This window comes from Novosphingobium gossypii (assembly GCF_050433305.1).
Taxonomy (GTDB): Bacteria; Pseudomonadota; Alphaproteobacteria; order Sphingomonadales; family Sphingomonadaceae; genus Novosphingobium; species Novosphingobium gossypii.
In genome coordinates this window covers 663583-687656 of record NZ_JBNPXM010000001.1, presented here as the reverse complement: position 1 = coordinate 687656, position 24074 = coordinate 663583, and the positions used below count along the sequence as shown (strand labels likewise).

Genomic DNA, 24074 nt, shown 5'->3' with positions numbered 1-24074 from the left:
CGAGGCTTCGCGGGCTTCGGACTCAGCGCTGGTCGAGCGGCACGTAGTCGCGTTGCGTCGGGCCGGTGTAGAGCTGGCGCGGGCGGCCGATCTTCTGGCCGGGATCGGAGATCATTTCGTTCCACTGCGCAACCCAGCCCACGGTGCGGGCAAGGGCGAAGAGCACGGTGAACATCGTGGTCGGGAAACCGATCGCCGAAAGGATGATGCCCGAATAGAAGTCCACGTTCGGGAACAGCTTCTTCTCCGCGAAGTAGGGATCGCTGAGGGCGATCTCTTCCAGGCGCAGCGCGGTTTCGAACAGCGGATCGTTGACCTTGAGCGCGTCGAACACCTCGCGCACGGTCGACTGCATGACAGTCGCGCGCGGGTCGTAGTTCTTGTAGACGCGGTGGCCGAAGCCCATCAGGCGGAACGGGTCGTTCTTGTCCTTGGCGCGATCGATGTAGTGCTGGATCCTGTCCGGCGTACCGATCTCCTTGAGCATGTTGAGCGCCGCTTCGTTGGCGCCGCCATGCGCGGGGCCCCACAGGCAGGCGATGCCCGCCGCGATGCACGCGAAGGGATTGGCGCCGGATGAGCCGGCAAGACGCACGGTTGAGGTCGACGCGTTCTGCTCGTGGTCGGCGTGGAGGATGAAGATGCGGTCCATCGCCTTTTCGACGGCCGGGATCACTTCATATTCTTCCGCCGGCACGCCGAAGGTCATGCGCAGGAAGTTGCCGGTGTAGCTCAGCTTGTTGTCCGGATAGACGAAGGGCTGGCCGACCGAATACTTGTAGGCAGCAGCGGCGATCGTCGGCATCTTGGCGATCAGGCGATGCGAGCTGATCTTGCGATGCTCGGGATCGGAGATGTCGGTCGAATCGTGGTAGAACGCCGAAAGCGCGCCGACGACGCCACACATGATCGCCATCGGGTGAGCGTCACGGCGGAAACCGCGGTAGAAGTTCGCCAGCTGTTCGTGCAGCATGGTGTGGCGCGTGATGGTGTTCTCGAAAGAGGCCAGCTCATCCTTGCTCGGCAGTTCACCATTGAGCAGCAGGTAGCTGGTTTCCATGAACGACGAGTTTTCGGCCAGCTGGCCGATCGGGTAGCCGCGATGGAGCAGGACGCCTTCGTCACCGTCGATGTAGGTCAGCGCGGATTCGCAACTGGCCGTCGAGGTGAATCCCGGATCGAACGTGAACGCGCCCGTCTGGGCATAGAGCTTGCGGATGTCGATGACGTCCGGACCCACGCTTCCCTTGAGAACCGCGTAGTCGTGTTCGGCGCCAGCGACGCTCAGTTTAGCCTGATCACCCACCTATTATCTCCTTATGACTGCGACCCGGCGGGAATCTGCGCCTGCTCGCCGATGCGCGCGAGGCTCTCTTCCCGTCCGAGCAATACCAGTACGTCGAAAATCCCCGGCGAGGTCGTTTGACCTGTCAGGGCTGCCCGCAAGGGTTGCGCGAGCTTGCCGAGCCCCAATCCCAGGGTCTCGGCCATTGCCTTCAGGTTGGCTTCCAATGCCTCGAGTGTCCAGTCGGCCTGGCCGGACAGGCGCTCGTGAATCGCCGCAAGGCGCTCACGCCCCTCGACGGTCAGGAGGGCCAGCGCCTTCTCGCTCATGGCAAGCGGGCGCTGGGCAAACAGGAAGGCCGCGCCTTCTGCAAGTTCGTTGAGGTCCTTGGCACGGACCTTGAGCACGGGCATGGCGCGAACCAGCAGGTCGGCCCCCTGGTCTGCCGAGATGTCGCCATTAACGCCAGTCAGGCGCGCTTCGACAAGGCCGGCCAGCCGCACATCGTCGGCTTCGCGCACGTAGTGCCCGTTGAGATTCTGAAGCTTGGCAAGGTCGAAGCGCGAAGGGCTCTTGCCCACGTCGACCATGTCGAACCATTCGATGGCCTGCTCGCGGCTGATGATTTCCTCATCGCCGTGGCCCCAGCCCAGCCGCAGCAGGTAGTTGAACACCGCTTCCGGCAGCAGGCCCATCTCATCGCGATAGGCGTCCACACCCAGCGCGCCGTGGCGCTTGGACAGCTTGGCACCGTCAGAGCCGTGGATCAGCGGAACGTGACCGTAGACCGGCACGTCCCAGCCCATGCCATGGGTGATGACCAACTGGCGGAACGCATTGTTGAGGTGATCGTCACCGCGCAGGACGTGCGTCACGCCCATGTCGTTGTCGTCAACCACCACGGCCAGCATGTATGTCGGCGTGCCGTCGCTACGCAGAATAACGAAGTCGTCGATCTCTTCGTTCTGCACGGTGACCGTGCCCTGGACGAGGTCGTCGATGGTCGTCTCGCCTTCACGTGGTGCCTTGACACGCACGACCCACGAACGGTCGGCCGGCCAGGTCGCGGGATCGGCATCGCGCCATTCGCTGTCGATGCGGAACGGGCGGCGTTCTTCCTGCGCTTTCTGGCGGCGTTCGGCCAGTTCTTCCTGCGTCAGGTAGCAGCGATAGGCATGGCCGTTTTCCAACAGTTGGGCAGCGACCTGTGCATGGCGGTCGGACCGGGCGAACTGGAAGACCGGCGCTTCATCGCCGTCCAGGCCGAGCCATGACAGCCCGTCAAAGATCGCATCGATCGCGGAATCGGTGGAGCGGGCACGGTCGGTGTCTTCGATGCGGAGCAGGTACTTGCCGCCGTGATGACGCGCGAAGAGCCAGTTGAACAGCGCGGTGCGCGCGCCGCCGATATGCAGGTAGCCGGTGGGCGAGGGAGCAAAGCGCGTGACGACGGGCCGGGGCGCAGCGCCCTCGCTGCCAATCGCTTCGCCCGATGCACTGCCGCTTGCCATCTTCCCGACCTTCCTGCCTATTGGCGGCTATGGGGACCCACGCCGCAATTTCCGAAATTCAGCCCCCGGAAGCATCCGGAGCCGCTGCATTGCAGCATGGGCCATGGACCGCCCAACGCCTCTTGTCGAGGCTTTTGGCGGTCGTCGAGCGATTTCTTTCGCAAGCTGGTTTCGAGCAGGGTCCATGGGTGGCGGTGGCGTTTGCAACCGGCATAATTACTTGGTTTGTGCTGCCTTCCGCTGCGTGGTGGGCGGGTTTGTGCGCGTCCCTTGTTGTTGTTTTTGCAATCGCGCATGCGTGGTTTCCACGCTTGGAGGCATACCCGCACATAGCGCGGGCGCTGGTAGTGTTGCCACTCCTTGTCGGAGCAGGCTGCCTTGTCATCTGGACCAGGTCGGAACTGGTGGGCGAGCCGGCGATCGAGCGGCCGTTATCGGGCGTTTTCAGAGGGCGGGTTCTGGGTGTGGAGCCGCAGCCGGCGCTCGAACGGGACCGCCTCACGGTGGCGATGCACGAGCCAGGAGGCGGGAGAACCATCAAGGTTCGAGTGAATGTCCCGGGAGCAGGCGCTGCGGCGGCCATTCACGACGGTGACGTGGTCGAATTTCGAGCGCGATTGATGCCGCCGGCGCCGCCTATGCTTCCCGGCGCGTATGATTTCGCTCGAACGGCATGGTTCAACGGGATTGCCGCCACCGGATCGGCAATCGGCGAAGTGCGCATGATCGAAGGGCGCGGTGCAGACGAGGGGGTGCTCAGCGGCCTGCGTCGCAGTTTGACTGCCCACATCCAGACCCGCATCGGTCCGGAGGCTGGCGGCATAGCGGCGGCCTTCGTGACAGGGGACCGGGGCGGCATATCCAAAGCGGACGCGGCGGCGATGCGCGATTCGGGGCTGGCGCATCTGCTTTCGATCAGTGGATTGCACGTCAGCGCGATGGTCGGTGCCGTATACGTCGTTGTAGTCCGGCTGCTGGTGTTGTTTCCATGGGTGGCGCTGCGCTTCCGGCTGCCGGTGATCGCCGCCGGAGCGGGAGCGCTAGCCGGCGTTGCCTACACGCTGCTGTCGGGCAGCGAAGTGCCGACGGTGCGATCCTGCATCGGCTCTCTGCTGGTGCTGGCCGCTTTGGCCCTCGGCCGAGAGCCGCTGTCGTTGCGGATGCTGGCCACGGCGGCGTTCTGCGTCATGTTGTTGTGGCCCGAAGCGGTAATGGGGCCCAGCTTTCAGATGAGCTTCGGTGCCGTGCTTGCACTTGTTGCCATAAGCACTGCCGAACCGGTGCGGCGGTTCCTTGGCCCGCGGGACGAATCACTGGGCGGGCGGGCACTGAGGCATCTTGGGATGCTGCTGGTCACAGGAGCTGTGATCGACCTTGCCCTGATGCCGATCGGCTTATACCATTTCCATCGCGCGGGCGTTTATGGCGCCTTGGCCAATGTGCTGGCAATCCCGCTCTCGACCTTCATCGTCATGCCGCTTCTGGCACTTGCCCTGATGTTCGACGTCGTTGGTTTGGGCGCGCCCTTCTGGTGGTTGGCAGGGCTTTCCATCGATCTGCTAACCGATCTTGCACATTGGTTCGCCTCCCGCCCAGGTGCCGTCAAAGTGCTCCCCGGAACGGGAGCTGGCGCGTTCCTGTTGTTCGTTGCCGGAGGATTGTGGCTGGGCTTGTGGACCGGCCGTATCCGCTGGCTGGGCCTGATCGCTGCGACAACAGGAGCGGCCTTGCTGGCGATGGCGCCCCCGGCGGATGTCCTGATATCGGGCGATGGTCGCCATGTCGGCATAGTCGAAAACGGAGGGGAGAAGCTGTTCCTGCTCCGCGACGGCGGTGAAGGATATGCGAGGGACAATCTCATCGAACTGGCCGGTATGGACGGTGCTCCCACATCTATAGAGAAATGGCCGGGCGCGCTGTGCAATCGCGATTTCTGTATGCTCACCGTCATGCGTGCTGACAAGGCTTGGCGGCTGCTCATTTCACGAGGTCGTGATGCGGTTCCGGAACGCGGACTGGCGGCATCTTGTGAACGCAGCGACATTGTGATTTCAGACCGATGGCTGCCGCGCAGCTGCCATCCGCGCTGGCTGAAAGCCGATCGCGACAGCCTTGGACGCACGGGCGGGCTGGCGCTGTATCTTTCGAGCCATCGGATCGTCACCGTGACAGAAACTCAGGGCGAACATGACTGGCGGCGGGAACCACCTTCGCGAAATCGTCGCCCATTTACCGGCACAAACCCATCTTCCGTCAATGAATCCAGGACGAACAAGGTAGGCGGGAAAACGCCCCAAGATGGCGATCGTGCACCGTGATCAGGCTACTGGGCTGCTCCTCACATCAAGGAGTAAACGCCACCGGCAGAGGATGTCGGAAGCCGTAAAAAAGGAGGCGAGGTAAGTCATCCCTCCACGAAGAGTTGAGCTCCGTCCATCTCTCCCGCGTAATCGATGGCCTCCATACCGATGTGCAGCTCAATCCCGGTGCGGACTGAAAAGCGCTTCTCAGTGATAACGGCGCAGCAGGCCCGCCAGCTTGCCCTGCACCTCGACCTCGTCCGGGCCGTAGATCTGGGGCTCGTAAGCGGCATTGGCGGGATCCAGACGGACCATACCTGCTTCACGCCGCAGGTATTTCAGCGTCGCTTCCTCTCCGCGCACCAACGCGACCACGATCTCCCCATCCCGTGCGGAATTGGTACGTTTCACAAGCGCGAAATCGCCATCAAGAATGCCGGCCTCGACCATCGAATCCCCTGATACTTCCAGAGCATAATGTTCTCCGGACCCGAGCAGCGCCGCAGGAACGGGAAGGGTAGACTGCCCTTCCAGCGCTTCGATCGGAACACCAGCAGCAATGCGACCGTGCAGGGGAATTTCGATGACGTCGTTGGCGGGAACCACTGGTCGGATGCTCGGCGCTGCGACAGTGCCTGCCAAAGCGTTATCGTTGCCGTTCGCAGCTGCAGCCTTGGGCGTCTTGACGCTAGTGTCGTCAGGCTGCCGCAGCACTTCCAAAGCCCGCGCGCGATTGGGCAGGCGGCGAATGAAGCCGCGTTCTTCCAGCGCGGATATCAGGCGATGGACGCCGGATTTCGACTTGAGGTCGAGAGCTTCCTTCATCTCTTCAAAGCTGGGCGATATGCCGCTTTCTTCCAGCCGGGTCTGGATGAACCGGAGCAATTCGTGCTGCTTGCGCGTCAACATTGTCGCTGCCTTTTCTTCGCCGCCGGATCAGGACCTTCCTGACCTTTTTGTTCTCGTAGTGAACATTGCGGGAACAATCAAGCAACCAAATTCGCGTTTTTCATCCGCCACAGCCGTTTTCGAGCAGGAATATCTCCACTTCCGTGCCAATTTCGGCAGCGGTTGCGTGAGCGTGTCGGTCTATCAGAGCGTTGCAATAAGCAAGCGGTGACAGCGCGCCGCTATCCTGAAGAGGATGAGCGATCACTTCGCGCCCGTTCCAGCTACCCCGCAGGAACTCGCGGCGCTTGCCGGCTGCCCTGATCGGGGCACCCAGCCGTGTCACGATCCGGAGGGGCAATGGCTGAGCAGCCCCCGACAATGCCCGCAGGAGCGGCAGCAGAAACAGATGTCCCGTGACGTAGCTGGAGACCGGGTTGCCGGGCAGGCCGAGAATGATTTGGCGCCGTCCGGCGACTTCTCGCGTCGCCACCAGGATGGGCTTGCCCGGTTTGATCGCCACGCGCCAGAAATCCATCCGCGCACCCCATCGTTCAAGTGCCGGGCGGATCAGGTCGTGGTCTCCCACCGACGCGCCGCCGCTGGTAACGATAAGATCTGCGTCGCCGGATGCTTCAAGCGCCTGCGTGATCGACGCTAGCGTGTCTTTTACGGGTCCGATCCGCCGTGCATCGACCGGGAGGGTCCGCGCCATGGCTGTCAGCATCACCCCGTTGGTCGCGGGAATATGGCCGGGCGCGCAGTTCTCGGGATCGGCGGAGAGTTCGTCACCGCTGTCGATGATGGTGACACGGGCCATACGCCGGACAGGAAGGTGACGGTGGCCGCCTGCCAGCGCAAGCGCTGCCTGAGCCGAGCCGATCCGCGCGCCGACGGGCAGGATTTCCGTGCTGGCGGCGAAATCCATTCCGCGACGGCGCACGTGCTTGTCTTCTGGCTGAGGTGCATCGCCGGAGAGCGCGACACGATCGCCCGTGCGCATGACGTCTTCCTGCAGGATGATTCCAGCCGCGCCTTCAGGGAGGATTGCGCCGGTGGAGATGCGCACGGTCTGCCCGGCTGTGATGCTACCAGTAAACGGATGCCCGGCCGCGCTTTCGCCGATGATCTGCCAAGGTCCGGCTACGTCGCCTGACACCATGGCATAGCCGTCCATCGCGGAAAGATCGACAGCCGGGTTAGTCCGGCGGGCGCGAAGCGGTTCCGCAAGGTAGCGCCCGATCGCGTTCTCCACGTCTACATGTTCGATCGGCAGCGGCTCTGCAAATGCAAGCAGACGGGCCTGGGCCTCTTCAAGCGTAAGGGGACCAGTGGTCACCCTTGCCAACCCTCGGCCTTCCAGTGACCGGACTTGCCACCGCGCTTTTCCATCAGAGCGATCTGCGTGATGGCCATGCCTTTGTCCAACGCCTTGGCCATGTCGTAGATTGTGAGGAGCGCGATGGAAACGGCTGACATTGCTTCCATTTCCACTCCAGTGCGTCCCGTCAGCGAAGCGGTGGCCACCGCGCGAACAGCGTCCTGCTCGAAGATGAAGTCTATGTTCACGGCATCGAGCGTAAGGGGATGGCACATTGGGATGAGGTCTGCAGTGCGCTTGGCGGCCATAATACCTGCAATGCGCGCCGGGCCCAGCACGTCGCCTTTGGGCGCGTTCCCTTCGCGGATGGCGGCCAGTGTCTCAGGCTGCATGACAATCCGACCCGAAGCGACGGCGACCCGCGCCGTTTCGGCTTTTCCGCCCACGTCGACCATGCGGGCGATCCCTTGCGCGTCGATATGGGTCAATGAATTGGCCATTGCCACAGTCCTATCAGTTGCCGGTCAGTAGCGATCGAGTGGCCGCCTCCACATCGGGCTGACGCATCAGGCTTTCGCCGACAAGAAAGGTTCGGGCGCCGCAGGCCGACAGGCGTTGGAGGTCAGCGTGGCTGTTGATGCCGCTTTCGCTGACGAGCAGGGTTCCCGCTGGTGCCAGGGGAGCTAACCGCTCGGTGGTGCCAATGTCGGTAGCGAAGAGCTTCAGGTTTCGGTTGTTCACACCGATAAGTCTGGATTTCAAGGCGCTTGCACGTTCCATCTCATGTTCATCATGAACTTCGACAAGACAGTCCATGCCGCGCTCATGTGCTGCAGCCTCAAGTTCTGCCATGAGGCCATCGTCCAAAGCGGCCACGATGATGAGGATGGCGTCGGCGCCGATCGCACGGGCTTCGGCCACCTGCCATGGATCGACCATGAAATCCTTGCGGATAACGGGAAGCGTACAGGCGGCGCGCGCTTCGATCAGGTAGTCTTCATGGCCCTGGAAATAGGGCGCGTCAGTCAGCACCGAGAGGCAAGCCGCGCCGCCGCGCTCATAGGCAATGGCATGATTGGCAGGACGAAAATCTTCGCGAATCAATCCCTTGGATGGCGAAGCTTTCTTGATTTCCGCGATCAGTGCGTAGCCGCTGGCAGCGTTTGCGCGAAGGGCCGCCTCAAAACCACGGGGCGCGGTCTGGGTGGCGGCGCGGGCGTCGAGATCGTCCAGCGTTGCAGCTGCCTTGCGCGCAGCGACTTCCTGGCGCTTGGTATTGCAGATCTCGGTGAGCTTGTCGGACATCGCTTCCTCTTTACGCGCGGGTAGCCGCGATCCAGCAGTCGAGCAGGCCCTTGGCAAGACCCTTGTCGATGGTTTCGGCGGCTTCCTCGACGCCTTCTTCCCAGGTTTCGACTTCGCCCGCCACCATCAGTGCACCGGCTGCGTTGAGGAGCACGGCGTCGCGATAAGCGCCAGGTTCGCCCAGCAGCAGACTATTCAACGCAGCGGCATTGTAGGCGGGGTCGCCGCCACGAATGGCTTCCACGGACGCCACCGGCAGACCGACAGCCTGCGGGGTGATGCGGCCCATGGAAAGTTCGGTACCCCTGATATCCGCCACTTCGTTGCCGCCGGCAAGGCTCAGTTCGTCCAGCCCTTCGTCGCCCGAGATCACCATCGAATGTTCGGTGCCCAGCCGCATCAGCGCCTCGGCATAGATCGGCACGTAGGCAGGCCGGGCGATGCCGACGAGCTGGCGTGAAACGCGGGCCGGGTTGGCAAGTGGCCCCATCAGGTTGAAGATGGTGCGCCGACCCAGCGACTTGCGCAGCGGCATGAGGCGGCCCATCGCCGGATGGTGACGTGCGGCGAAAAGGAAGCCGATGCCGATTTCCGACAAGGTGGATTCCGCAGTCTCCACGGCGCGATCAAGGTCGAGGCCCAGTGCTTCCAGCGTGTCGGCGGCGCCGGCCTTGGAACTGGCGGCGCGGTTGCCGTGCTTGGCGACCGGCACGCCCGCAGCCGCGACCACGAGCGACACGGCGGTGGAGACGTTGAGGGTGTGGAACCCATCACCGCCGGTTCCGCAGACGTCGATGGCGCCCGCAGGTGCTTCGACCGGGATCATGCGTTCGCGCATGGCTCGGGCGGCGCCGGTGATCTCTGCCGCCGTTTCGCCGCGGTCGGACAAGGCGATCAGGAACTCGGCGATCGCCGCCTCGGGCACGTCGCCATCCAGGATGGCGGCGAAAGCGGCATGCGCCTCTTCCTCAGGGATCGGGTGTCGGGGATCGGGCAGGGTCATGCTGGCCGTCACGCGCTCAGTCGTTCCGGCAGGCGGGCTTCGATGCCGCAAGCCTTGAGGAAGTTGGCCAGCATGGCGTGGCCGTGTTGCGTGGCGATGCTTTCCGGATGGAACTGGACGCCGTGGATGGGCAGCGTGGCGTGGCGGAAGCCCATGACGTGGCCGTCGTCCGAACGCGCGTTCACGACAAGCGCCCCCGGAATGTCCTCGACGATGAGCGAGTGATAGCGCGTCGCCGTGAAGGGCGAGGGCAGGCCCGTGAACACGCCGGTGCCGTCATGCGAGACAGGCGAAGTCTTGCCGTGCATCAGGCCACCGCGCACCACCTTGCCGCCGAAATACTGGCCGATCGACTGATGGCCGAGGCACACGCCAAGCAACGGCATCCCGGCATCCGCCGCCGCACCGACGAGGTCGAGGCTGATACCGGCCTCGTTCGGGGTACAGGGACCGGGCGAGATCAGGAAGCCGCTGGCTCCGCTGGAAATGGCCTGTCCGGCGCTCAGCGCGTCGTTCCGCACGACCTCCACTTCCACGCCCAGTTCCATGACGTAATGGACCAGGTTCCAGGTGAAGCTGTCGTAATTGTCGATGACGAGGATCATTTACCCGCCTTTGCGCTTTTCTCGACGACGATCAAGGGGCCGAGCGGGGGGCCGCCATCTACCCGGCCATGTTCCGGGTCCCACAGCGATGATACGCTGCCATCTAGGAACAGCGCATTGTCGCATTTCAGCGCATCGCGAAAGTAGCGCGCCAGCTTGCCGAAGGATACCGGCTCGTCCGAAATCACGAAGTGCGCGCGGCCTTTGGCATCGACGCCCACGCCATTGCGCAGCTTGAGAGACTGGCCGTTGTCGGTGATCCTGGGATGCAGCCTGCCGTCGATGACCAGCATCGGTCCGGACTGGGTGCCGAAATCGGGGCGGTCGGTAACCGATTGCTCGAACCGGTCGGCGGCACGCACATGCCAGTTGCCCGCCGCGTCGCCATAGAAGACGCCGTTAGGCAGCATGTGGAAATTGCCCCAGCCCTCCTTGAGGTTGAGCGCATGGCGCTTCTCGCCGTCCTCGACGTAATAGCCGATGGGCTGCCCGTCGGCATCGAACATGCCGCCGTTCATCGCGAAGGCGACTTCGTGGCTGCGGGCCGGGCGATCCACCGCAAGCTGCGACAGACTGCGATACGGCGCGCTGCCCTTGGGGCCGAGTACGGCATGAATGGTGTGGCGGCCCGGCACGGCGGTGCAGTGCGTGAAGCTGGCCCCCTCGAACATCGCGCCCTGACATGGCGGCGGCGGTGGCGCGGGCGGCTGCGGTGCGGGGTCGGAGGAGCAGGCGGCGAGGGCGCTGAGCATCGCAAGCGAGAGAAACGCCGCCTTGCCTGTCGCCTTGTGTGCCACCGCCCTGGCAGCGTTCACTGCCCGAAGCCCGGTTCCCCGGCCACGCGGATCGCTTCGCGGGCGGCGGCGAAGAGGGCGCCGCTCTTGGCTTCGCATTCGCGCTGCTCATAGGCGGGATCGCTGTCGGCAACGATGCCTGCGCCTGCCTGAACGTGAAGGACGCCGTCCTTGAGCAGACCGGTGCGCAGAACGATGCAGCTGTCCACCGAGCCGTCCGGTGCGAAATAGCCGACGCCGCCTGCATAAGGCCCGCGCGTTTCCGGTTCGAGTTCGGCGATGACTTGGCAGGCACGGACCTTGGGCGCGCCCGAAACGGTGCCTGCCGGAAACCCCGCGAAGACCGCATCGATGGCATCGTGCCTTGCCGTGTCGAGCCTGCCGATCACGTTGGAGACGATGTGCATGACGTGGCTGTAGCGCTCGATCGTGTAGCTGTCGGTGACCTCCACGGTGCCCGCTGCCGCCACGCGGCCCACGTCGTTGCGGCCAAGGTCGAGGAGCATCAGGTGCTCTGCGCGCTCCTTGGGGTCGGCGAGCAGGCCGATCTCGTTCGCCTTGTCCTCGGCGGGAGTTGCGCCGCGCGGGCGGGTTCCCGCGATGGGGCGGATGGTGACCTCGCCATCGCGCACGCGCACCAGGATCTCGGGGCTGGAGCCGACCAGCGCAAATCCCGGAAGGTCGAGGAAGTAGAGGAACGGCGAGGGGTTCACGCGGCGCAGCGAGCGGTAAAGCGCCAGCGGCGGCAGCGGAAATTCGCAGGTGAAGCGCTGGGCCAGCACGACCTGAAAGATGTCGCCGGCCTCGATGTAGTCCTTCGCGCGCAGGGCCATCGCCTTGTAGGCTTCAGGGTCCATCATCGGCGTGCGGACGGGTTCAGGCAGGTCTGCGGCGTGCGGCAGGCCGGGAGCCGGGGCGGCCAGCCTGCGCAGCGCTTCGTCGATCCGTTCGGCGGCGCGGTCGAGCAGCGTTGCCGCATCGCCGCTGGTGGACCAGACAGGCGCGACATAGAACAGTTCGTCCGAAAGGCGGTCGAAGATCAGGATTAGCGAGGGGCGCACGAACAGCATGTCGGGCACGTCGAGCGGGCTTTGCGGTGCGCGCGGCAGCTTTTCGACGAGGCCGATCGTCTCATAGCCGAAATAGCCGACAAGACAGGACAGCGCCTTGGGCAGCGCCGCCGGAACGTCGCAGCGGCAGGTTTCCACCAGCGTGCGCAATTCGGCCAGCGTGCCGCCGGGCAGGGGTGCGAAGGCGCTGCGATCAGCCTGCCAGTCACGGTTGATCTCGGCAGCCTCGCCACTGGCGCGGAACACCAGATCCGGGTCCAGACCGAGCAGGCTGTAGCGGCCGCGAACTTCGCCGCCCTCGACCGATTCGAGCAGGAAGTCGCCGCGCCCATCCTCGATCAGCTTGAGCGCTGCGCCCACCGGGGTTTCGGTATCGGCCACCAGCTTGCGCCAGACCAGCACGGGCTTGCCCGCAGCCAGTTGCTCCAGCGCCGCCGGACGATCGTATTCGCGCTCCATCGCTGCCCCCTGCCTGTACGTCAGTTGGCGGCGGCGATGCCGGAGAGCTGGTCGCGCACCGACTTGATGGCGGCATCGTGCAGCTTCACGCCCACGTCCTTGCGCATAGCGGCGCCCAGTGCCTTGGCGTAGCTCTGGCCCAACTGCTGGCCCAGTTCGCTTTGCGCGCGGCGGATCATGTCGGGCGAGTCTACCTGTGCGGGGACGATGTCCTTGAGCTGGACCACGAACCAGCCGCGTTCCCCGGCGGCCGACTGCACCTTTACGGTGCCCTTGGCCATGTGGAACATTAGCGAGACCGGCGGCGGCACCTGACGGCCCGACTGCAGCGCGGCAGCCAGAGTGGGGCGAGACATCGCAACCTGCTGCGCGGGCGGCAGCTTCTTGCCGGAAGCGGCCATTACCTGCTCCACCGTCTGACCCTTCCGGATCGCGGCCTGCATTTTGATCGCGGCGGCCTTGGCGGCCTTGGACCCCTGATCGATCGCCCAGGCGACCTTCACGTCGTTCCTGATCTGCGCCAGCGGGGCGGGAGCAGAGGCCTGAATGTCGGTCACGTCATAGATCGCGAAGGACTTGCCCTTCTCGACTTCGGCGACCTGCGGCTGTTCCTGGTCCATATCGAACGCGGTCTTGATGAGCGGCTGCAACTGCGCGGCCACCGTCTCGCCGGGCTTCATGTAGACCTGACCGTCGGCGGTCACCGGCTGCGTCTGCTGGACCTGCGCGTTCAGCGATTTGGCGACTTCGGCAAGGTTGGCGCCGCCGGTGAACTGTTCAGTGATGCGGTTGATCGCGTCGGCGTAGGACTTGCGGCTCTTTTCCTCGACGAGCTGCTTGGTAAGTTCGCCCCGGACCTCGGCAAGCGTCCTGGCCGGGCTCTTCACTTCCGCATCGACGCGGATGACGTGCCAACCCAGCACGCTCTTCTGCGGAGCGGCCAGCTTGCCGACCGGCGCGGCGAAGACGGCCTGCGACACGGCAGGCGAATACTGCGTGGAAAGATCCTGACGGTCGAACGCTTCGAGCTTCGCCGCCGAAAGACCCTTCTCGGTGGCGGCGAGTTCCAGCGACTTGCCCTTCTCCACTTCGGCAACGATCGCCTTGGCGGCGGCTTCGGTCGGGACGATCAGCTGCGTGATGCGGCGGTCGTCCTTGGCGGCATAGGCAGCCTTGTTGGCGTCGAAGCGCGCGGCAATTTCGGCATCGGTGGGAGCAGGGGGCGCGGGCAGCTGGGCAGCGTCGATCACGGCATAGCGGATCGTGCGGCGTTCCGGGCGGACGAACTGGCCGCTGTTCGCCTTGTAGAAGGCGGCGAGTTCGGCGTCGCTGGGCTGGCGCTCCGGCGCGAAGAGCAGCGAGGGCAGGGCGATCACGGTGCCGTTGCGGGTTTCGCTGAGCAGCGAGGCATAGCGCTTCGCCGCATATTCCGACATGATCGCGCCGATCTGCGATGGTACGACCAGTTCCTGCGCAATCATGTTCTTGCGGATGTCGTCCCGCAGCGCCGCTTCGGAAAGCTGCTGCTGCGCTAGTGCCTGCCGGAAGACGTTCTGGTCGAACTTGCCGTCGACGCCCTGGAACGCCGGAATCTGCGTCAGCTCGCTATCCACCAGCCGATCGCTAAGGGCTACGCCATGCTTCTCACCGAAGACGGAGAAGGCGACACCGTCGATCAGGCTGTCGAGTATCTGCTGCAGGCCGCCCTCGGCGATCAGCTGCTTCATCGTTGCGGTGGGGGACTGCTGCTTCACCCGCTCAAGGCCGCGCTTGGCACCCTGGTCGAGTTCGTCGGCGGTCACCTTCTCTCCGCCTACAGTGGCTACGGCAGTACCGGGTGCACCTCCGCCCGATCCCGTAAGACCCGCAATATCACCGCTAGCAAAAGCCAGAGCGATAAGGCCGAGAACCAACAGGCCGACTACCGCGCCGACCTTGGACTTCAGAAAAGAGCGGAAAAAATGAAGCATGCACCGTGCCGATCAGCAGAATATTGGCGCGAAACCGTGCGGCGTCGCGTGTAAACGGGGGCAGGCTTTAAGGGGCCTTAGCCCATCCTGCAATGCCGCTTGCACGAGGGGCGGGGCAAAACTGCACCCGTGGCATTCCTACGACAACGGTGGAGAATCCGCGCAGGCAACTGCGCAGGAATTTTGACAAGCGTGGTGCCGGTGCCCTAGCTGCCCGCGAAAGCGACGAGCTGATTCCCGGTCTCACGGCAACGACATCACCGGAAATCTGCTTAGGGGAACCCGAGGGGGCGTTCCCGAAGGTTCGCCGAGATCGGATCAAGGGATTGATATGGCCGGATTGCCTTACATCGTCGGAAACTGGAAAATGAACGGCACGCGCGCGATGCTGAACGAAGCGCGCGCGATCGACCGGGCGGCGGCCCGCTTTCCCAAGGTACAGGTGGGCATTGCGCCCCCGGCCACGCTGATTCACCGGATGCGCGAGTCCGTCGATCTGATCGGCATCGGCGGTCAGGACTGCCATGTCGAGGAGAACGGCGCCTATACCGGCGACCTCAGCGCACCGATGCTCAAGGATGCAGGCGCCGACTTCACCATCGTCGGCCATTCCGAGCGCCGCGAATACCACGCCGAGAACGACGCACATGTCAACGCAAAGGCGCAGGCTGCGCTCTCGTCAGGGCTGGCGGTGATCCTGTGCGTGGGCGAGACAGAAGCGCAGCGCGATGCGGGCGACGCCGAAGGCATCGTTACCGCACAGCTGGAAGGTTCCTGCCCGATCGTCGACGGCGCCCCGGAAAAGCTTTCGGTGGCTTACGAGCCGGTCTGGGCGATCGGTACCGGCCGCGTACCTTCGGTCGAGGACGTCGCCGCCATGCACAAGGCGATTCGTGCAAAGCTGGTTGCCATCTATGGCGATGCGGGAGCGGACGTGCGCATTCTCTACGGCGGTTCGGTCAAGGCCGAGAACGCCGCAGAACTGCTGGCCGTGCCCGAAGTGGGCGGCGCGCTGGTGGGCGGCGCCAGCCTGACCGCCGAAAGCTTTCTGGCGATCGTCGGCGCGGCGGTTTCGCTGGTCGACTGATCGGGTATCCGCTGCCGCTCCGTCGGGGCGGCAGCGCAATAAAGTTGCCGGGTTGCGCGCTCGACACAGAGCGCCTATCTGCGCCGTCAAGAACGCGGGGGTTTGCCCCGACATAAGGCTGAGACGAAGATGTTCCTTTTCCTGACCGTGGTGCAGGCTCTGGTTGCCGCCATGCTCGTTGGCGTGATCCTGGTGCAGAAGTCCGAAGGCGGCGGCCTTGGCGTCGGCGGCAGCCCGTCGGGCCTGATGTCTGCACGCGGCGCGGCCAACTTCCTGACCCGCGCCACCGGTATCCTGGCGGCGATCTTCGTCCTGCTCAGCATCGGCCTCGCCGCGCTGGCGGTCAACGAGACTTCGGGCCGTGACATCGACACCTCGCTTCAGCGCAATACTGCGCCTGCCTCGGCCCCGGCCCAGCCCGCAGCGCCCGCCGACCCGCTTGGCGGCGCGGCGAACCCGGCTGCTCCGGCCCCTGCGCAGCAGGGCGACTCGGTCCCGGCCGATCCGCTTGGTGGTGCTGCCAAGCAGTAACCCTTGCGAGCGCCTGCGGGCGCTTCATCGTAATCGGAATGCCGTCTGGCGCAGTCAGACGGCATTTCCATGTGTTTGATCTGTGGAATGAGGCTCCGGGCGCTTGCCTGAGGGCCCCCATGCAATTTAAGGCCCGATTCCCATGGCGCGGCATATTTTCATCACCGGCGGCGTGGTCTCCTCGCTGGGCAAGGGTCTCATGGCGGCGAGCCTTGCGGCGCTGCTTCAGGCGCGTGGCTACAAGGTCCGCATTCGCAAGTTCGATCCCTATCTGAACGTCGATCCGGGCACGATGAGCCCGTACCAGCACGGCGAGGTCTTCGTGACCGACGACGGGGCGGAAACGGATCTGGATCTTGGCCACTACGAACGCTTCACCGGCGTTTCGGGCCGCAAGGCAGACAACATCACGTCGGGCCGCATCTATCAGGACATCATCGCCAAGGAGCGCCGCGGCGATTATCTGGGCGCCACCGTACAGGTGATCCCGCACGTCACCGACGCGATCAAGGACTTCGCGCTGGCGGAGACCGAGGATCTGGACTTCGTGCTGTGCGAGATCGGCGGCACCGTCGGCGACATCGAAGGCCTGCCCTTCGTCGAGGCGATGCGCCAGCTGCGCAATGAACTGGGCCGCGAACAGACCTGCTTCGTCCACGTCACGCTGGTGCCTTACATCGCCGCTGCGGGTGAACTGAAGACCAAGCCCACGCAGCACTCCGTGCGGGAACTGACCGGCCTTGGCATTCAGCCCGACATCCTGCTGTGCCGCGCCGACCGCGAACTGCCCGAGAGCGAACGCCGCAAGATCGCGCTGTTCTGCAACGTGCGCCCGCAGGCGGTGATCCAGGCGCTGGACGCACCGAACATCTACGCAGTGCCGCTGCAGTACCACCACGAAGGGCTCGATGCCGAAGTCCTGCATCACTTCGGGATGCTGGAAGCGGCCAAGGCTCCGGTGCTCGACCGCTGGGACGACATCACCGACCGCTACGAAAATCCCGAGGGCGAAGTGACGATCGGCGTCGTCGGCAAGTACGTCGGCCTGCAGGATGCCTACAAGTCGCTGAACGAGGCGCTGGTCCATGGTGGCATGGCCAACCGCGTGAAGGTCAATGTGCGCTGGATCGACGCCGAAGTCTTCGAGAAGGAAGATTCCGAGATCGCCGCCGCGCTCGAACCGATGCACGGCATCCTCGTCCCCGGCGGCTTCGGCGAACGCGGCACCGAAGGCAAGATCGCCTCCGTCCGCTTTGCCCGCGAACGTCAGGTGCCGTTCTTCGGCATCTGCCTTGGCATGCAGATGGCCTGCATCGAGGGCGCGCGGTCGGCCGGCATCGACAAGGCCAGTTCCACCGAATTCGGCCCGACCGAGGAACCCGTCGTCGGCATCATCACCGAATGGATGACCGAGGACGGCCTGCAGATCCGCGCGGAGGGCGGCGACCTAGGCGGCACCATGCGCGTGGGCGCCTATACCGCCGCGCTTTCGCCCAACAGCCACGTCGCCGCGATCTACGGTTCGACCGAAATCAGCGAGCGTCACCGCCACCGCTACGAAGTCAACGGCTCCTACCGTGAGGCGCTTGAAGGCAACGGGCTGATCTTCTCGGGTATGTCGCCCGACGGCCTGCTGCCTGAAATCGTCGAGCGTCCGGACCATCCGTGGTTCGTCGGCGTGCAGTTCCACCCGGAACTCAAATCGCGTCCGTTCGAGCCGCACCCGCTGTTCGCTGGCTTCATCGCCGCCGCGCTGCGCCAGGCCCGTCTGGTCTGACGCCGCGCCGGATCGGACGATGGGTCCGGCGCAAGGCCGGCTCCGTTTTCTAAGCTGATATGCAAAAGGGGGCGGCCTTCTCGCGAAGGCCGCCCCCGAACATATATCGGCACGGCGGAAAAGGGACGGGAAACTGCCGCGCCGAAATCGCCGCTTATGCTGCCGCGGTGGCGCTTTCGCCGCCGTCGATCACGGTCAGGCCGTTGCCGCCGATCGCGACCTTCTTGGGCTTCATCGCCTCAGGCACTTCGCGGACAAGGTCGATGACCAGCAGGCCATCGGCCAGATCCGCGCCATCGACGCGCACGTAGTCGGCCAGCTCGAAGCGGCGTTCAAAGCCGCGCTGGGCTATGCCGACGTGCAGCATCTCACCCTCGGCCGATTCTTCGGGCTTGTTGCCCTTGACGACCAGCAGGTTGGCCTGCGCGGTGATGTCGATGTCGGCGGGCTTGAAGCCGGCCACCGCCAGCGTGATGCGGTAGGCATCCTGACCGCGACGTTCGATGTTGAAGGGGGGGTACTTGTCCCCGGTATTCGCGCGGTTCTGGTTCTCGATCATGTCGAAAAGACGATCGAAACCGACCATGGTGCGGCGATAGGGGGAAAAATCGATGCGGTTCATGACAAAAATCCTCCGATGAGCAATCTTCGTGTAAATGGAGCCCGACGCTGTCGGCGCTCCGTTTCCTGAGCCATGCCCATGGCGGGCCATGACTCGCGTTCCTAGATATGGTAGCGGCCCGCGCTTTCAAGGGTCCGTAACTGGAGTTCGGCATGAGCCAGCCTAAGATCGAAATCTATACCAAGTGGGGCTGCCCCTACTGCGTCGCCGCCAAGTCGCTGCTCGACAAGAAGGGCGTTTCCTACGAGGAATACGACCTGACCATGGGCGGACCCAAGCGCGCCGAAATGCTGGAGCGCGTGCCCGGCGCGACCACGGTTCCGCAGATCCTGGTCGACGACAAGGCCTATGGCGGGTTCGACGATATCAACGCGCTCGACCGTGCGGGCAAGCTGGACCCGATCCTGGGCCTTTGACGCGATGATCCGTGCAGCCCTGTTCCAGATGACCACCGGCATCGACCCGCACGTCAATGCCGAAGCCATCGCCGCCGCCGTCACCAAGGCCCGCGAGGGCGGCGCGGCGATGTTGTTCACGCCCGAGATGTCGGGCCTGCTGGACCGGGACCGCGCCCGCGCGCGCGCCTCGATCCGCAGCGAGCAGGACGACGTCGTCCTTGCCGCTGCGCGCGATGCGGCGCGTCGGCACGGCGTGTGGGTGCATCTGGGTTCGCTGGCGATCGCGCGCGAGGATGGCAAATGGGCCAACCGCGCCTTCGTGATCGACGATGCCGGAGAGATCCGCGCCCGCTACGACAAGATCCACATGTTCGACGTGAACCTTGCAAGCGGCGAAACATGGCGCGAATCCAGCGCCTATACGCCGGGCGATGCTGTGGTGACGGTGGAGACGCCGGTGGGCCGCCTGGGTCTGGCGATCTGCTACGACGTGCGCTTTCCGGCGCTGTTCGAGGCGCTGGGCCGGGCGCGGTGCGACGTCATCGCGATACCGGCTGCCTTCACCGTGCCCACCGGCAAGGCGCACTGGCACCTCCTGCAACGCGCCCGCGCTGTTGAGGCGAGCGCCTATGTCCTGTCCGCCGCGCAATGCGGAACGCACGATGACGGGCGGGAAACCTACGGCCATTCGCTGGCGGTCGATCCCTGGGGCGACGTGCTGCTCGACATGGGCGGGGAGGGCGCGAACGTCGCCTTCGTCGACATCGATGCCGAGCGCATCGCGCAAGTACGCGCGCAACTGCCCAGCCTGGCCAATCGCCGGGTCATCGCAGGATAATCATGCGATGATCGTCTACGACCTGGAATGCCGCGATGGGCAGCATCGTTTCGAGGGCTGGTTCAAGTCCTCCGACGATTACGCGCGCCAGCATGAGCGCGGCTTCGTCACATGCCCGCACTGCGGGTCGGGCGAAGTGGGCAAGGCCGTGCAGGCGCCCCGCCTTGCGCGCAAGGGCAACCAGTTGCCGGATGCTCCGCGCGCAAAGACGAAGGCGCCGGTGCAGCAGCCGGAGGGAAGGGCGGTCCCCGCCGCCCCGGCATTGCCGCCTGCGCCGACGCCGCCTGTGCCACCTTCACCTGCGCAAGTGGCCGAGATGATGCAGACCCTCGCTACCATGCAGGCCGAGGCGCTCAAGTCCTCGCGCTATGTGGGCGACAGCTTCGTCAACGACGCGCGGGCGATGCACTATGGCGATCGCGAGGCGGAGACGATCCACGGCCGCGCTACCGTGGCGCAGGCGCAGGAGTTGCTGGACGAGGGTATCGGCCTGATGCCGCTGCCGTTTCCGGTGGTTCCGCCCGATCAGGCGAACTGATTGCCAAGCGGCAACTCAGCCGCTAGGAGGCCCCTGAGTGCGCCCGTAGCTCAGCCGGATAGAGCACCAGATTCCTAATCTGGGGGCCATGGGTTCGAATCCCGTCGGGCGCACCACTTTCCCGTACATCGCGAAAGAAGATCGGCCGCAGCTTCGGTGGCGGAGCTGCGACCGTCTTCCTCAGTTCATGCTCAGGCCGCCCCGTCCAGCGATGCATTGTCGATGACGAAGCGGTAGCGAACGTCGCTGCGCAGCATGCGCTCGTACGCCTCGTCGATCTGCTGGATGCGGATCATCTCCACGTCGGAGACGATGCCGTGCTTCGCGCAGAAATCGAGCATTTCCTGCGTTTCCGCGATACCGCCGATCAGCGAACCGGCGATCGACTTGCGACCGAAGATCATCTGGCCGACGTTGGGCGAGGGGTGGGGATGCTCGGGCACGCCCAGCATCACCAGCGCGCCGTCACGCTTCAGCAGGGCTACATAGGCGTCAAGGTCGTGGCTGGCCGCCACCGTGTCGATGATGAGGTCGAAGCTGTTCGCCTGCGCCGCCATCTCTTCCGCATCGCGGCTGACCACCGCGCTGTCGGCGCCCAGATCGGTCGCGTCCTGCCGCTTTGCGGGGGTGGAGGTGAAGGCGACCACCTCGGCGCCCATCGCATGGGCGATCTTGATCGCCATGTGGCCAAGGCCGCCGATGCCGACGACGCCCACCTTCTTGCCGGGACCCGCGTTCCAGTGGCGCAGCGGCGAATACGTGGTGATCCCTGCACAAAGCAGCGGCGCCACGGCGGCAAGCTGCTCGGCCGGGTGGCTGATCGACAGGACGAAGCGCTGGTCCACCACGATGCCGCGCGAATAGCCGCCGAGCGTATGGCCCGGCGCATCCGCGGTGGCGCCGTTGTAGGTGCCGGTGAAGCCATTCTCGCAATACTGCTCGACGCCCTCATTGCACGATCCGCAATGGCCGCAGCTGTCCACCATGCAGCCCACGCCCACGGTGTCACCCACCTTGAAGCGCGTCACTTCGCTGCCCACGGCGTTGACGGTGCCGACGATCTCGTGGCCGGGAACGCAGGGGAACAGCGTGCCGCCCCATTCCGCGCGGACGGTGTGCAGGTCGGAATGGCAGACGCCGCAGTAGGCGATCTCGATCGAGACGTCCTGAGCGCCAGGTTCGCGACGCTCGATGGTCAGGGCTTCGAGCGGGCGGTCACCGGCGTGGGCGCCATAGGCGTGAACGTGCATCGTGGTTCCTTACGGTTGGAGAACAAAAAGATAGTATGACGGATCTAACCCGTGTCGGGCATCCGGACAGCTGCAACTTAGGGTGTCTGGCGCGATGGCATCAGACCCGCCGGGTTTCACGAACCGTTGAGTATTGCTCAATATCAACGTTTTGTGGCAGTCTTGCGGAATTATGACAGTTTTAGCTGCGACTTGATCAGTGATGATGCCCCCGTTAGCGGGGCGCTCCCTGGCGTCCGATGCTATTGCGTCGGTCCTTCACGAGATGAGATTGATGCGCTTGCACCCTGAACGCAAAGGAATTTTTCGCACCACGCTGCCCGGCATGGGCGAATGCGCGCGGGTGGCGATGAGCGCAGGCGACGCCGCGCCGTTCCTTGAGCGCGACATGTACGAGATGCTGGGTTTTCACCCTCGTTTCGAAGACCTGCCCGAACGTCCGCATGCCATGCCGTCGGCAGGCGCTGCGCACGGTATCGCCCGCGCCTGAATTGCCGACGCGGGCGCCAGTCCGTAGTGTCTGAAACCGCCGAATCGCACTAACGTGAAATTCAGCGCGCAAATTTCTGCGATCTGGTCTATGGGCCGCGCAACAGGTGCGCCCGAGGGCGACCACGCAGCCCTCCTTATGCTCTTTGAAAGCCGCCTCGATGCGGCAGGACTCGTTGAACCTTATAATGACTTTTCCGCAGATTCCCCAGCTTCTTGCCGACGCCCTGACCGGACATGGCTATGAAACCCTGACCCCCGTTCAGGCCGCCGTGACCGAATCGGAAGCGCATGGCCGCGACCTCGTGGTGTCGGCGCAGACCGGCTCCGGCAAGACCGTCGCCTTCGGCCTCGCCATGGCAGACGAACTGCTCGCCGATGATGAACTGGCCTTCGCGGCCAAGCCGCTGGCGCTGGCTATTGCGCCGACGCGCGAACTGGCGCAGCAGGTCAGCCGCGAACTGGAATGGCTCTACGCCAAGACGCATGCTCGCATCGTCACCTGCGTCGGCGGCATGGACCCGGTGAAGGAGCGTAAGCAGCTGGAACGCGGCGCGGCGATCGTCGTCGGCACCCCAGGCCGCCTGCGCGACCATCTTGAGCGCGGCAAGCTCGACCTCTCGGCCCTGCGCGCCGTCGTGCTCGACGAAGCGGACGAGATGCTCGACATGGGCTTCCGCGAGGATCTGGAGGAACTGCTCGACGCGACGCCGGAAAGCCGCCGCACGCTGCTGTTCTCGGCCACGATGCCGCGCCCGATCGAGGCGCTGGCCCAGCGCTACCAGACCAACGCGCTGCGTATTTCTACGGTCGGCGAAAATCGTGGCCACGGCGATATCTCTTACAAGGCCGTCACGGTAGCCCCGTCCGACATCGAGCATGCGGTGGTCAACCTGCTGCGCTTCCACGAAGCGGAAACGGCGATCCTGTTCTGCGCCACCCGTGACAACGTGAAGCACCTGCACGCGACGCTGGTGGAGCGCGGCTTCTCTGCCGTGGCGCTTTCGGGCGAGCATTCGCAGAACGAGCGCAACAACGCACTTCAGGCCCTGCGCGACCGCCGCGCCCGCGTCTGCGTCGCAACCGACGTCGCTGCGCGCGGCATCGACCTGCCGTCGCTCAGCCTGGTGATCCACGTCGAAATCCCGCGCGATGCGGAAACGCTCCAGCACCGTTCGGGCCGCACCGGTCGTGCCGGCAAGAAGGGCACTGCCGTGCTCCTCGTGCCTTATCCGCGTCGCCGCCGCGTCGAGATGATGCTGCGCGGCGCCCGCATCGAGGCCGAATGGGGCGAAGCACCCAGCCCCGAAGCGATCCGGGCGCAGGACCGTGACCGGCTGCTCGAAAAGCTGCTGGCCCCGGTTGAGGTCGAGGACGACGACCGCGAACTGGCCAAGGTCGTACTCGAAACGATGAGCGCAGAGGACGTCGCTGCTGCACTGGTGCGCGCACACCGCGCCGCGATGCCGCAGCCGGAGGAACTGCTGGGCAATTCGCCCGAAGCCCGCCAGAAGCGCGAACGTCCCGGCTTCGACGACGTCGTGTGGTTCCGCATGGACGTGGGCCGCGAACAGCGCGCCGAAGCGCGCTGGATCCTGCCGGTGCTGTGCCGTCGCGGCCACGTGACGCGTGATGCCGTGGGCCAGATCCGCATCAACGCTGACCAGACCTACTTCCAGATCCCCGCCGCCCAGGCCGAGCAGTTCGAGCGCGCCGTAGCCCGCACCGCGCGAGAGGACGGGGAATACGAAGCCACCGTCCGCATCGAACGCGCGCCCGACGCCCCGCGTGACGCCGCGCGCCACCGCAGCCGCGACCGCGAAGGTCCGCAGGGCCGTGGCCGTCGTCCGCACGGCAACGGCCCGCGTTCCGAAGGGCAGGGTGGCGAAGGCTCCGGCTCCGCCCCGTACCGCGCACGCCCCACCGGCCCGCGCCAGGACCGTCCGGGCGGTGGCAAGCCGTTCCACAAGAAGCCGAAGAAGAGCTGGTAATCCGCTCCCTTCGACAATGTGATCGAAGCACTACGACCCGGG

The 24074-nt window shown here is 64.9% G+C and carries 22 protein-coding genes and 1 tRNA gene; 10 read left to right on the top strand and 13 right to left on the bottom strand.

Annotated features, from left to right (window positions below; translation table 11 throughout):
* Window positions 1–22: 22 nt before the first annotated feature.
* The gene (locus tag GGR40_RS03615; protein ID WP_429274821.1) at window positions 23–1306 is read right to left on the bottom strand and encodes a citrate synthase; all 1284 of its coding nucleotides are present in this window, start codon (window positions 1304–1306) and stop codon (window positions 23–25) included.
* An 11-nt stretch (window positions 1307–1317) separates the two neighbouring features.
* On the bottom strand, window positions 1318–2796 hold the full coding sequence (gltX, locus tag GGR40_RS03610; protein WP_429274820.1) for a glutamate--tRNA ligase: 1479 nt from the start codon (window positions 2794–2796) through the stop codon (window positions 1318–1320).
* On the opposite strand from gltX, the gene GGR40_RS03605 reads away from it, so the two are divergent.
* Window positions 2778–5114, top strand: coding sequence for a ComEC/Rec2 family competence protein (locus GGR40_RS03605; protein WP_429274819.1), 2337 nt, complete (start codon window positions 2778–2780; stop codon window positions 5112–5114). The genes gltX and GGR40_RS03605 overlap by 19 nt on opposite strands.
* 189 nt (window positions 5115–5303) lie before the next feature.
* Here GGR40_RS03605 and lexA read toward each other — a convergent pair whose 3' ends face one another.
* The 9 genes from lexA to GGR40_RS03560 form a co-directional block, all read right to left on the bottom strand.
* A complete protein-coding gene (gene lexA / locus GGR40_RS03600) occupies window positions 5304–6005 on the bottom strand; it encodes a transcriptional repressor LexA (protein WP_429274818.1) in 702 nt (233 codons plus the stop codon).
* A 100-nt stretch (window positions 6006–6105) separates the two neighbouring features.
* Window positions 6106–7323: a molybdopterin molybdotransferase MoeA gene (locus GGR40_RS03595; protein WP_429274817.1), complete on the bottom strand. Its 1218-nt coding sequence runs from the start codon at window positions 7321–7323 to the stop codon at window positions 6106–6108.
* On the bottom strand, window positions 7320–7805 hold the full coding sequence (gene moaC, locus GGR40_RS03590) for a cyclic pyranopterin monophosphate synthase MoaC (RefSeq protein ID WP_429274816.1): 486 nt from the start codon (window positions 7803–7805) through the stop codon (window positions 7320–7322). The genes GGR40_RS03595 and moaC overlap by 4 nt, the downstream gene beginning before the upstream one ends.
* A gap of 13 nt (window positions 7806–7818) precedes the next feature.
* Complete coding sequence (gene trpC / locus GGR40_RS03585; RefSeq protein WP_429274815.1) at window positions 7819–8610, bottom strand: indole-3-glycerol phosphate synthase TrpC; 792 nt, start codon at window positions 8608–8610, stop codon at window positions 7819–7821.
* Between the two features lie 10 nt (window positions 8611–8620).
* The gene (trpD, locus tag GGR40_RS03580; RefSeq protein WP_429275209.1) at window positions 8621–9613 is read right to left on the bottom strand and encodes an anthranilate phosphoribosyltransferase; all 993 of its coding nucleotides are present in this window, start codon (window positions 9611–9613) and stop codon (window positions 8621–8623) included.
* Between the two features lie 8 nt (window positions 9614–9621).
* Window positions 9622–10218, bottom strand: a complete 597-nt coding sequence (locus GGR40_RS03575; RefSeq protein WP_429274814.1) for an anthranilate synthase component II — start codon at window positions 10216–10218, stop codon at window positions 9622–9624.
* Window positions 10215–10970 carry a phosphodiester glycosidase family protein gene (locus GGR40_RS03570; RefSeq protein ID WP_429275208.1) on the bottom strand — a complete coding sequence of 252 codons (756 nt, stop codon included), beginning with the start codon at window positions 10968–10970 and terminating at the stop codon, window positions 10215–10217. Before GGR40_RS03570 ends, GGR40_RS03575 begins: the two co-directional genes overlap by 4 nt.
* Before the next feature lie 59 nt (window positions 10971–11029).
* Window positions 11030–12541, bottom strand: a complete 1512-nt coding sequence (locus tag GGR40_RS03565) for an anthranilate synthase component I family protein (RefSeq protein WP_429274813.1) — start codon at window positions 12539–12541, stop codon at window positions 11030–11032.
* A gap of 20 nt (window positions 12542–12561) precedes the next feature.
* On the bottom strand, window positions 12562–14511 hold the full coding sequence (locus GGR40_RS03560; protein ID WP_429274812.1) for a peptidylprolyl isomerase: 1950 nt from the start codon (window positions 14509–14511) through the stop codon (window positions 12562–12564).
* Between the two features lie 331 nt (window positions 14512–14842).
* Here GGR40_RS03560 and tpiA point away from each other — a divergent pair, with 331 nt between their 5' ends.
* From tpiA to GGR40_RS03545, 3 genes are all read left to right on the top strand, one after another.
* Window positions 14843–15598, top strand: coding sequence for a triose-phosphate isomerase (gene tpiA, locus GGR40_RS03555; RefSeq protein WP_429274811.1), 756 nt, complete (start codon window positions 14843–14845; stop codon window positions 15596–15598).
* A gap of 129 nt (window positions 15599–15727) precedes the next feature.
* Window positions 15728–16129 carry a preprotein translocase subunit SecG gene (gene secG, locus GGR40_RS03550; RefSeq protein ID WP_429274810.1) on the top strand — a complete coding sequence of 134 codons (402 nt, stop codon included), beginning with the start codon at window positions 15728–15730 and terminating at the stop codon, window positions 16127–16129.
* A gap of 142 nt (window positions 16130–16271) precedes the next feature.
* Window positions 16272–17906 carry a CTP synthase gene (locus tag GGR40_RS03545; RefSeq protein ID WP_429274809.1) on the top strand — a complete coding sequence of 545 codons (1635 nt, stop codon included), beginning with the start codon at window positions 16272–16274 and terminating at the stop codon, window positions 17904–17906.
* A gap of 154 nt (window positions 17907–18060) precedes the next feature.
* On the opposite strand, the gene GGR40_RS03540 is transcribed toward GGR40_RS03545, so the two are convergent.
* Entirely contained in the window at window positions 18061–18528 is a 468-nt protein-coding gene (locus GGR40_RS03540) for an Hsp20 family protein (RefSeq protein ID WP_429274808.1), read from the bottom strand.
* A 152-nt stretch (window positions 18529–18680) separates the two neighbouring features.
* Here GGR40_RS03540 and grxC point away from each other — a divergent pair, with 152 nt between their 5' ends.
* The 4 genes from grxC to GGR40_RS03520 all read left to right on the top strand — a co-directional run bounded on the left by grxC (window position 18681) and on the right by GGR40_RS03520 (window position 20418).
* Entirely contained in the window at window positions 18681–18944 is a 264-nt protein-coding gene (gene grxC / locus GGR40_RS03535; RefSeq protein ID WP_429274807.1) for a glutaredoxin 3, read from the top strand.
* Window positions 18945–18948: 4 nt separating this feature from the next.
* Complete coding sequence (locus GGR40_RS03530) at window positions 18949–19764, top strand: carbon-nitrogen hydrolase family protein (RefSeq protein ID WP_429274806.1); 816 nt, start codon at window positions 18949–18951, stop codon at window positions 19762–19764.
* A gap of 7 nt (window positions 19765–19771) precedes the next feature.
* A complete protein-coding gene (locus tag GGR40_RS03525; RefSeq protein WP_429274805.1) occupies window positions 19772–20302 on the top strand; it encodes a DUF1178 family protein in 531 nt (176 codons plus the stop codon).
* Between the two features lie 39 nt (window positions 20303–20341).
* A tRNA-Arg gene (locus GGR40_RS03520) sits at window positions 20342–20418 on the top strand.
* A gap of 75 nt (window positions 20419–20493) precedes the next feature.
* Here GGR40_RS03520 and GGR40_RS03515 read toward each other — a convergent pair.
* Entirely contained in the window at window positions 20494–21552 is a 1059-nt protein-coding gene (locus GGR40_RS03515) for an NAD(P)-dependent alcohol dehydrogenase (RefSeq protein ID WP_429274804.1), read from the bottom strand.
* 274 nt (window positions 21553–21826) lie between these two features.
* Here GGR40_RS03515 and GGR40_RS03510 point away from each other — a divergent pair, with 274 nt between their 5' ends.
* The gene (locus tag GGR40_RS03510) at window positions 21827–22042 is read left to right on the top strand and encodes a hypothetical protein (RefSeq protein WP_429274803.1); all 216 of its coding nucleotides are present in this window, start codon (window positions 21827–21829) and stop codon (window positions 22040–22042) included.
* Between the two features lie 187 nt (window positions 22043–22229).
* Window positions 22230–24032, top strand: coding sequence for a DEAD/DEAH box helicase (locus GGR40_RS03505; protein WP_429274802.1), 1803 nt, complete (start codon window positions 22230–22232; stop codon window positions 24030–24032).
* The last annotated feature ends 42 nt before the right edge of the window (window positions 24033–24074 follow it).